At 31.8% G+C, this 8,232-nt stretch carries 5 protein-coding genes; all 5 read left to right on the top strand.

Annotation, left to right across the window (positions count from 1 at the left end; all coding sequences use genetic code 11):
* A partial coding sequence (locus ACI6MV_RS14640) for a hypothetical protein (protein WP_407271057.1) occupies positions 1-2,583 on the top strand: 2,583 nt, incomplete at its 5' end.
* An 895-nt stretch (positions 2,584-3,478) separates the two neighbouring features.
* Positions 3,479-3,682, top strand: coding sequence for a hypothetical protein (locus tag ACI6MV_RS14635; RefSeq protein WP_407271056.1), 204 nt, complete (start codon positions 3,479-3,481; stop codon positions 3,680-3,682).
* A gap of 193 nt (positions 3,683-3,875) precedes the next feature.
* Positions 3,876-4,220: a hypothetical protein gene (locus tag ACI6MV_RS14630; RefSeq protein ID WP_407271055.1), complete on the top strand. Its 345-nt coding sequence runs from the start codon at positions 3,876-3,878 to the stop codon at positions 4,218-4,220.
* A 72-nt stretch (positions 4,221-4,292) separates the two neighbouring features.
* Positions 4,293-4,589, top strand: coding sequence for a hypothetical protein (locus ACI6MV_RS14625; protein ID WP_407271054.1), 297 nt, complete (start codon positions 4,293-4,295; stop codon positions 4,587-4,589).
* Positions 4,590-4,830: 241 nt separating this feature from the next.
* On the top strand, positions 4,831-8,079 hold the full coding sequence (locus tag ACI6MV_RS14620) for a hypothetical protein (protein ID WP_407271053.1): 3,249 nt from the start codon (positions 4,831-4,833) through the stop codon (positions 8,077-8,079).
* The last annotated feature ends 153 nt before the right edge of the window (positions 8,080-8,232 follow it).

Genomic DNA, 8,232 nt, shown 5'->3' with positions numbered 1-8,232 from the left:
AAACCTAAAAAAAATGAGGTCATGCAGATTTCAGAGAGAATTGCGGAAAAGGAGGTTTATGTATCGATTGAGGAATTAATGGAAAGTGTAACACTACCAAACGCTAAATCTTTTACACCGGGAATATTTAGTAATGGAAATAGGTCAAATAAAAGTTGGAAAAGTCAGCAGGTTTTTGCGCTGGACATTGATTCTGGATTGCGGATCGATGAGGCAATTAAACATAGTACCGAATGGAAAGTGACACCAACCTTTATTTATTCGACTTTTAGTCACATAGAAGAAAAACCTAAATTCCGAATGGTTTTTGTCTTGGATGAAGAAATAAAAGATTTACGAGTTAGGAATGTTATTCAAACAGCACTAACAACTTTATTTCCTTCATCTGATAAAAATGCAAACGATGCTGCGAGAATTCTATTTGGTGGAAAGAAAATTGAATTTGTTAATCAACGAGTTATAAGTGTACCAGATATTTTGGATGGGGTAGTACAGAAGATAAAGTCTGGATCGAATACAACGAGAGAAATGAAGAAATTCTGCAAATCCTCTGGACTGGCATGTTATAAGGGGTATCCTCATTATAAGAAGGTTGAAGAGAAAGACATACCTGAAGGTAAAGGGAACACTTTGTTTGTATCTAAGACTAAAAACCGCACCAACACTATTAATTACTATAGTACGCGTGTAAAAAATAGTCATTTCTCATATTACTTGGTTTTCTCGAAAGATTCTTTTCAAGAGGATGATAGTTATTCACCTGAAACCAGTTCATTGGACGAGCCAGAAGTGAAGCAGGTTCGGAACTTCCCCTTTGATAATTTGCAAAAAAGATGCAAACTTTACCGAGAGGGAATTTCTGGGCATTACTGGCTTTATCATAATGAAATGTTTGGATTAATGACTAACTTGATAAATGTTGAGGGTGGGAAGTCAAAAATAGTTGAGACCATTAACTCCCGAAAGGAATATCTAGCCAAAAAAGAAGAATGGTCATTGATGATGAATCAAATTAAGAAAATGAATTATACGCCAACAAGATGTGATACCTACTGTCCATTTGCTAGCGAATGTATCCATTCTAATAATATGATTGAGCAAGGTAAATTATCAAGAGGAAGTGTACAGGTTCTGAATGAGCCTCATTTTCAGGAAGTTGATGAAGTATATAAGAAATTAGAAGAGACCTTTGGGGATATTATTAATGCCAAAGATCAAGGTGTATATGTAATTAAAGCACCGACAGGGCTAGGTAAAACAGAAGCAATTGTCAACTTTGCACAAGAAAATAATTTCAGTATTGCATTACCTACTCATAAACTAAAAGAGGAAGTTTCTCAGCGTTTAAACGCTAAGAAGATAAAGCATTTAAAAATTCCAGAATTGCCTTTACTCGAAGAACCATTTTCAGAGAAAATTGAACACCTTTATAATATTGGAGCCTATAAGACGGTAAATAAGTTTTTAAGAGAGATTTCCAATGAAAATGAAGAAGTGTCTATGTTTCTTAATAATTTGGAAAAAGTGAAATCATCAAAGGAAGAGTTGCTGCTTACCACGCATCAACGAGCAATTTTCACAAACGATGATTCAAATTCAACTGTCATTTTCGATGAGGATCCGATATCAAATCTTTTCCCAATTTCTCAAATGAAGTATTCTGACTTAGTTTTTGCATTTACAAAATTGCAAGATACTGAGGCAAACAAGGATGTCATACTTACATTACAAAGAATGATAATGAATGCACCGTACGATATAGTTCATGAACGTTCATCGTTTTTATTGCCTTCGGTAAAAGACCTTGAACAAACTATTGTAGAAGAATCAACCATTAGTTCGAATGTATTAGGATTTCTAAATTGTGACTATTTCCTTAAGAAAAATATCGGCAATACAGATTACATATATTTTATACAAAGAAATCAATTACCCCCTAGCAAAAAGATTATCATTCTAAGTGCCACTATAAATGAGCAAATAGCAAAATTAGTGTTTGGTGAAGCAGTGTCATTTATTGATTTGGGACTTGTAAAGCCGGTAGGGAGTATATTGCAGGTTACATCAAAGAGTTTTAGTAGATACACTATAAAGGAAAATCAAAAAGAATTGAAGTGTCTAGCCGAAAACCTCATGAAACGTTATAACCCTGAAAGTGAAATCATTACATATAAGGATTTCTTCAACTATAATAGAAAAGAAGAAATATATTTTGGTAATACTGAGGGAATTGATGATTTAAAAGGAGAGAATATTACTGTTATTGGGACTCCACATCTGAATCCAATTGCATATTTATTAATAAGTGTGGCTCTTGGATACCGTATGGGGCTAGAAGAAAGTAGAATGGAGTATATACCAGTAGAAAGGAATGGCCTGCGTTTCTATTTTACTACATACAGTAATGATGGTTTGTTAAAGGCTGTACAATTCTATCTTGTGGAAAGCCAATTGCTGCAGGCTATTGGGCGAGCAAGGGTAAATAGGTTTCCAGCGAAAGTACTTATTCTTAGTAATTTGCCAGTTGTTGGGGCAGAATATATATCGTTTTCACAAAAAGAACTAATGGAACTAATGAAATAATACATAGTAAAATGCAGTCAGCTTGTAAAAGTTGGCTGCATTACTCTGTGTATTATTTATTAATCATTTCCATTCATTATAATTATTATTACCAATTACAACTGTTAGTATTCATTATAATTGGTAATAGTGATTATTATGATAATAACTATTAATAATGAAACTAATAGTTATTAATGATTACTAATCGTTCATTTAATTCATTTTTTTCAGAGGCAATTATTTTTTTCAATTAATTTCATATTATACATATAGTTTTTACTATCATCCCTTATATTGAAAAAAATAAGAACTTAGCATATGCCAGAAGAAATTCGTCTTAAAATAATAAAATGGCTAAAACAGTTCTAAAACTGGGGAAATGACATATTTTGGCCCTTTTTGAAAGGTTCGCTTTGATGACAAAATACTGATGGTTAAAGGTACTGCTTCTCCAGTATGATGTCGCAATTTAAACAATATAAACACAAAAAAACCAAATGGAATATAATGTAATTTTTTATCTACGAAAAATTTTTTTGAGGCTATTTATGAAGGATTTTTCTACAGAATGCTTAAAATAAAATGGTTGCTATAAAAGCACTTTATTCAACATAATTGTTTTTTTATCTACGAAATTGGCCTTAAAATACTGCCAGAATAGGGGTTGCAAGGTTTTTTAGGGTGCTATATAATTGCAATCAACATCAATACAGACGAAAACATGTTCTGATGAATAATTTTTGGAGGGAGGTAAAACTACTAGAATTTTATTGCTTTAGAAGAATATAGAAAGGGGATGTTTTTATTGAAAAAAATTATTAGCAAGAAAATTTATGATACGGAAAAGGCAAAATGAGTTGCTGAGTACTCTAACGGATTATTTCTAGGTGATTTTAACCATCTGTATGAAGGGTTGTATTTATCTAATTCAGGCCAATTCTTCTTACATGCACAAGGGGGACCTCATACTAAATATAGCGAATCTAGCGGCAACTCAACGTCGGGAATTGAAACTATTATTCCACTGGATAATGATCAAGCATATGCTTGGCTAGAAAAGCATAATAAAATTGCTAAGATAGAAGATTATTTTTCAGAAATTATTAAAGAAGGTTAATAAAGTAGATATTACCGTATCTATATAACCTATTATCAAAATGATATTTAATGATACCACATATGTTACCACAAGGTTGTTTTAATGTGAAGTAAAAAAGTTGTAGTGATTATAAAATATTTAGTTCTTACCCAGAACAGTGGGTAAGAGCTACCACAATAAAGTATTTCTATAAAGACGAGGAGGAGATTGCATGAAAAAAGCAGTTGGCTATATAAAAGTAAGAAAAGACCGTGTAAACAGTCAACTTAATCAATTGGTTGTAGAGGGTATAAAAGAGATATGTAAACGAAATAATTGGGAATTGGTTCAAATTTATCAAGATAAGGTTACTCGAAGATCTAGTCCTAAGAAGGAATCAAGGAAATTGTTTACTGATATGAATGTCAATAACTCTGCGGATGTCACAATCATTTTTTGTTTCGGAGAGTATGTGATTTATGGACCTAATGAGATTGACTTCGTTTTAATGGAAGATTTGGAGATTGCGGATAAAGTAGAAAAGGAACTTTTGATACTTAGTCTTAAAAACGCTTAAATAATACTATGAAGGGTAGCAATAATGTTGCAAATTAACGCTACACATTTTAATACGGGAGGTCATATAAAAATGAAAAAGAAAATGAAAACAGTAGGGTACGTATCAGTTATAAAAAAATATGCCAAAAGTAAGGAACATCAAAAGGTTATGCATGGATTCCAATTGCTATGTGATAAGAAAGGCTGGGAACTAGTTAAAATCTATGAAGATAAGAAGGAATCTTCCAAAGATCCAACACCTGAGATGGCAAGAATGTTTAGGGAGGTATCAATGAACAAAGATAGTGATATAGAAATCACAATTCACTATGCTTTTGGGGGCTACATGGTAAATCAAAAAAAGCAGGACACTGTTTCAAACCTCTAGAATGATTTAATTTATAATAAAAAAACTGGGTGGTCGATACAGGGAAGTAAGACCGACCTCAAGTTAATGAAGGAAATAACCAAAAGAAGAATTTTTGGTAATATACGCGAGGTAGCCAATGAGATTGCATGGAAGGGCAGTATTTTTTGTTTGACTTTTTTTATTGTTTCACCTCTTTATTTGTTGTTTCTTCCATTTATATATTAAAACGTTTATAGTTTTTAGTAAGAGGAGGGTTGGTATGAAAACGCCATATGAATTTTATAAGGAAACTCATCCACAACAATTTTCAGATTCAAAGAGTACTACAAAAATTGATTTGAGCAAAGATATGTTTGATTACTACTTAGATACATTAACAAGTAGAAGTCAAGAAAAAGAATTTGAAAACTTCTGCAGGAAAATAGCTGAAAAAGAAATCTGTCCAAATCTAATCATTCAGACAGGTCCTACTGGTGGAGGAGATAGTAAAGTTGATACTGAAACTTACCCAGTTTCAGATGACATTGCACTGTCTTGGTACAGTGGAGTTGGTAGAGAGGCTTCTAAGGAAAGATGGGCTTTTGCCATTAGTGCAAAGAAAGATTGGAAAAGTAAAATAAAATCGGATGTCAAAAAAATTGTAGATACTGGTCGGGGATATAGTGTTATTTATTTTATGAGTAACCAGTTTATTTCTGATAAAAAGAGGGCTAATACTGAGGATGAATTAAGAAAAACGTATGAATTAAATATCAGAATTCTCGATAAAATGTGGTTACTTGAAAAAGTGTTTAGTGGTAAACATGAAAAAATAGCAGTTGAGTGTTTTAATATCTCAGATAGATTTAGAGAAGCCGATGAAATAGGAAGTAGAGATTATGCGAAAAGAAAGAGACTAGATGACATTGAGGGACAGATTAAAGAAGATATAGAAAATGGTAATTATCACATACTTTCAGAAAAGGCTTTAGAAGCTGCGATAATTAGTAGAGAACTGGAACTTCCAAATATAGAAACTTCCGGGAAATTTGAGAGAGCACAAAATATAATTGAAAGATACGGAACGCATGTACAGAAAAAGGAATGTTTGTATCAATGGGCTTGGACTATGTATTGGTGGTACATGGATTATGATGATTTTCACTTAAGATATCATAATTTTGAATCCCTAGTAGTTGATAGTTCTAATGTTTATGATCTAGAAAACTTAACTAATCTTTGGATGAATTTACACTCTATTACAAACGGTGATAAGAGTAAATATAAATTTGAAGCACATACAACAGTAATACAAGAAGAATATGAAAAATTCACTTCAGATACTTCTAGGCCAAATGCAGCTTTACAAGCCAAAGCAAATTACATAAATGTTAAATTGTTTATGGGTGGAGATACAAACCTATTAGTAGATGAGTTCATTGAAATTGTGGAGGAAGGGAAAGATTCATTAGAATTTAATTTCCTGACAATAAAAAGAATAATTACAGAATTCCCAATATACCAAAAGGCGAAAAATTACGATACTCTTTTTGAACTACTAGTTTCAATTAGTGTGGAGAGGAAATCAGAAATTGAGGCAGCGAGATTATTAATAATCAGAAGTGAACAACTGATGAAAGAAAAACCATACACTGCCATTCGATTCTTGGGTAGAGCGATAGTAAAAATAACTAAGGATGAAAGCAAAAAAGAATTAAAAAGGGCATTACTATTGATGGGGCAGTTATTTGAGAGTGTAGATTTAAATTGGGCAGCACGTGGTTATTATTTAAACGCTTTTCATCTGTCTATTAATGAGTATTTCAATTTTGGTGAGGTAAATCCTGTGCTTATTGGAAGCTTAAATAGCGTAAAGTTTATAGAATTGAAATTAGGAAGGTTAATTCACTCAACAGAGTTCTACAAATTAGAACAAATTGCAATTAATCTGTACTTATCAAATAATCCAGAAAGTGAATTGAAAGATATTGTAGAACAAGAATACAACTATGATTTCATTTTGGGTATACAAATATTTAGGACAGATTTTAATGATTTAAATAAACTTTTGTGTTTTCCCAATTATTTAGAAGAGTGGGGATTGGAATTTTCATCCATAGCTATAAAATATTGTTTAGGTCATGTAGATGAAGAATTTAGCAATTCTTTTGATAATAATACGGAAGCGATGGAAGATTTTATAACTAAGTGGTACAATCAACCGGCTAGATTACAATTGATAGGATTACCTTGGTATGGTACACAGAATAGTTATATTTTAAGTAGTAAAGTGATTGGATGTAAAATAAATATTTCCTCTGATATTCATTTCCCTTGTATTGAAATTGGCGAAAGTATATTAGGGTCAATTGAAGGTTTCCTATCCACTGGGACCGTAGATAAAATTCATTCATTTATTCCAAAAATCAATTTGCAAATTAAGTATATTGAACAGGATGAGTTTTCCCTTGTAATAAAAAGGGACGAAGATACCATTAATCCTAAATATATAATAAGCTGTTCAAGCTATCCGGAAATAAATACGCCTGATGTTCAGATGAAGGTAAAGGAGTTTATAAAAGATGCAACAATTCAATTAATGGCTGAAATGGTTAATCTTGAATCATTTGATACTGCCGTTAAGCAAATGCTCTCAACAGACAATGCTTTAGATAGAGCAATCAATTTTACGGGTAGTTCATCAATAGTATTCGAATATTTTAGTAAAGAAACACCTACGGTCAATAGTGTAGTCGAAAAGAATGGCTCGGAATTTGCATTAGAAAGAAAGCAACCTATATATATAGTAGATACTCTTATAAATGAAGAAAAAGAAGAGAATAACGATTCAATTGATGTTAAATATGAGAAACCATCTGAAGAAGAATTTAACATAGAAAATACTAAACAATCTGATATAGAAACTTTAGATATTATCAATATACCTTTATGGGATAGATCCAAATGGAAGGGTGTTTATTTTACTGGAGAATCTACACCTTTACCGGTGTTTTCACCAATGTTTTCTTATGGTAAAGCTGGTAAAGAAATATTTAGAGAATGGATTGAGAAAGTAGGAAATATTGATACAGAGAACAATATTAGGGTTGGCATAGTAAAAGGGGTGAATAGAAATAAGCCTTATGATTATAGGGTTATATTTACCGCAAATGAAAATTTATTAAGAAAGAATAATATTACGTCTAATAATTTAATAATGAGCCCAGCACGTATTATAACAATGGAACCTAGTAATCATGTCAATCTAAATATGTTCATTGAAGCATATAAAAAAGTCGGGAAGTATATCATGTTTCCTAGTGCGATTAATGAAAATAAAACTTTATCTATGAATAAGGAATTAAATATTTTAAAGAACGAAATTGAAATAATAAATGCGTGGGAGATAGATGAGGAAAGTTATCTTTCGCTCGCAATATTACCGACCGATGAACCTGTAATTCCAGCAGTTGTAAAAGATGTGCCAGTATTAAAGGTTATTGATAGAATAAAAAGGTTTCAGAGATAATGCTTAATGATTCATGTCTGAATAATATGAAAAGATGTAGGTACTTTTAATTTATGTTTGATTATTTGTTTGAACGCTAGCAGGTACCTTCAAAAACTTTACTACCCTTTATGGTTAGGAATTAAAAACAAATACGCTATGAAGGAAACGCAT

The organism is Radiobacillus sp. PE A8.2, assembly GCF_045635475.1.
Lineage (GTDB): Bacteria > Bacillota > Bacilli > Bacillales > Amphibacillaceae > JBJGXI01.
The sequence above is the reverse complement of the archived record's forward strand: the minus strand, read 5'-3'. Positions and strand labels throughout refer to the sequence as shown.

Bases quoted from the DNA above. Each gene is read 5' to 3' on its own strand.
- ACI6MV_RS14630 (WP_407271055.1), top strand. From the start codon at position 3,876: ATGAAAAAAGCAGTTGGCTATATAAAAGTAAGAAAAGACCGTGTAAAC.
- ACI6MV_RS14625 (WP_407271054.1), top strand. From the start codon at position 4,293: ATGAAAAAGAAAATGAAAACAGTAGGGTACGTATCAGTTATAAAAAAA.
- ACI6MV_RS14620 (WP_407271053.1), top strand. From the start codon at position 4,831: ATGAAAACGCCATATGAATTTTATAAGGAAACTCATCCACAACAATTT.